Annotated in this window: 2 protein-coding genes; both read left to right on the top strand. The window is 47.4% G+C overall.

The window, feature by feature from the left end; all coding sequences use genetic code 11:
- Positions 1 to 213: 213 nt before the first annotated feature.
- On the top strand, positions 214 to 1,104 hold the full coding sequence (locus AACP44_RS09150; RefSeq protein ID WP_339340222.1) for an alpha/beta hydrolase: 891 nt from the start codon (positions 214 to 216) through the stop codon (positions 1,102 to 1,104).
- Positions 1,105 to 1,211: 107 nt separating this feature from the next.
- Positions 1,212 to 2,030 (top strand): SDR family oxidoreductase, encoded by an 819-nt coding sequence (locus tag AACP44_RS09145; RefSeq protein ID WP_339340221.1) that lies wholly within the window; start codon positions 1,212 to 1,214, stop codon positions 2,028 to 2,030.
- Positions 2,031 to 2,058: the final 28 nt, after the last annotated feature.

Genomic DNA, 2,058 nt, shown 5'->3' with positions numbered 1-2,058 from the left:
CCGCAGCAAAGGCTAAGCTCAAAAGTGCGCCTTCATCAAAGGTTAAGTCCAAGAAAGCATCCGCAGCAAAAACAAAGCCCAAGAGTGCGACCTAAATAAACAGTTGGACGCCGTCTCAATCTTGGTAATTGATCGCGGTATCTAGCTCGCCTTGAAAAAAGGCGATGCTAAAAGGCATTTATTCTTCTTAGTAATTATTGAGTGGGAGTGGTGGTGACAGAGAAATACCTTACAGCCAATGGCATTGAATTGGCTTACGATGAGTTTGGCGAGCCGGAAAATCCAGCCATTTTGCTGATCATGGGTCTTGGCACGCAAATGATTGCATGGCCAGAATCGCTTTGTCAGAGTCTGGCTGCGCGTGGTTATCGAGTGATTCGTTTCGATAATCGCGATATTGGTTTATCGCAAAAAATGGAGAACACCCGATCACCACATTTGCTAAAAATCTTACTGTACTCGCGCTTTAATATTCCCTTAAAAGTGCCTTACAAACTCCATGATATGGCAGACGATGCGGTGGGCGTACTTGATGCCCTGGGTCTAGAATCGGTGCATATCGTAGGGGCTTCGATGGGCGGCATGATCGCGCAATTGATAGCGGCGCATCATCCCCTACGTGTTTTATCATTGACATCTATCATGTCGACCAGTGGTGACCGATCGCTACCAGGCCCCGATCGTGAAGTAAAGGCTCGCATGATTACTCGGCCGGCTAGCACTATGGCCGAGGTGATCATTGAGCATTCGATAGGCACTTATCGTTTAATCGCTAGCCCTGGGTTTCCGATGAGTGATGATGAATTGCATGAAAGATTTACCCGCTCTTATCATCGGTCGTATTATCCCGCCGGTTTTAAGCGGCAAATGGCGGCAATTGTGGCTAGCGGTGATCGGGTGGCGGAGTTGAAAAAAATTACCGCACCAACATTGGTTATTCATGGTAAGGCTGATAGGCTAGTGCCGTTTGCCGGAGGTGTCGATACTGCGCGCCATATTCCGGATGCCAAGCTGGAGCTGATTGAGGGCATGGGTCATGACATGCCCTTGCCGTTGGTGCCAAAGCTTGTCGAACTAATAGGCGATCATATCGACAGAGTCTAGTGCCTTAGTAGAACAATCGCGCCAACGTGGCATGGTGGCTATTAACTTGGTGTTGTCAATCCAAGTTGATAATGGTCGCAAAATAACTAAAAAAATAGAGTGGATGTATGCAATTAAAAAATAAAACGGTGGTAATTACTGGTGGAGCGGGTGGTATTGGTTCTGCCCTAGCTGCGGCATGCGCCGAGGCGGGCTGCAATGTTGTGGTGTCAGATCTCGATGCACAAGCTGTGGCGCATGTAGCCAAAAACATTGGCGGAAAATCGATGGGGTGCAATGTTAGAGATGAGTCCCAGATAAAGCAATTAATTGCCTTTGCTGAGCAAACATTCGGTCAGGTTGATATTTATATCTCTAATGCGGGTCTAGCCGATACGCAACCAAGTCATGCCGCTTCAGCTGCTGACGACACATGGCAGAGACAATGGGATGTCCATGTTATGTCGCATGTATGGGCCGCTAGAGACTTGTTGCCAAAAATGATAGCTCGCGGTGATGGTTATTTGGTTAATATTGCCTCGGCAGCTGGATTGTTAAATCAAATACAGGACGCGGCCTACACGGCAACAAAACATGCTGCAGTTGCTTTTGCCGAGTCTCTGACTATCGACCATCACCATCAAGGTGTAAAGGTATCGGTGGTGTGTCCCCAATATGTCAATACTGATATTATTGGCAAAGCCAAGGTTGAGGAGGATAAGCCCTTGCCAGACGGTTTGTTAACACCCGTTCAGTGCGCCCAATCAATTGTGGAAGGTCTGCAAAAGGAAGCGTTTTTAATTCTTCCCCATCCAGTGGTTGGCCAATATGCTGCGTTCAAGGGGACTGATCGTCAACGTTGGGTAGAGGCCATGCAAAAGCTCAAGACATCACTGACGAGTGATGATGGCAAGATTGATATGAGTCGGCTAGTGAATAAAGTTTGAAAGCAGGTTTTTTATTAGTGAGTTTGCT

Origin of the sequence: uncultured Oceanicoccus sp., from assembly GCF_963968385.1 — a bacterium.
GTDB lineage: Bacteria > Pseudomonadota > Gammaproteobacteria > Pseudomonadales > Dasaniaceae > Oceanicoccus.
This window is presented reverse-complemented; position numbering and strand designations above follow the sequence as displayed.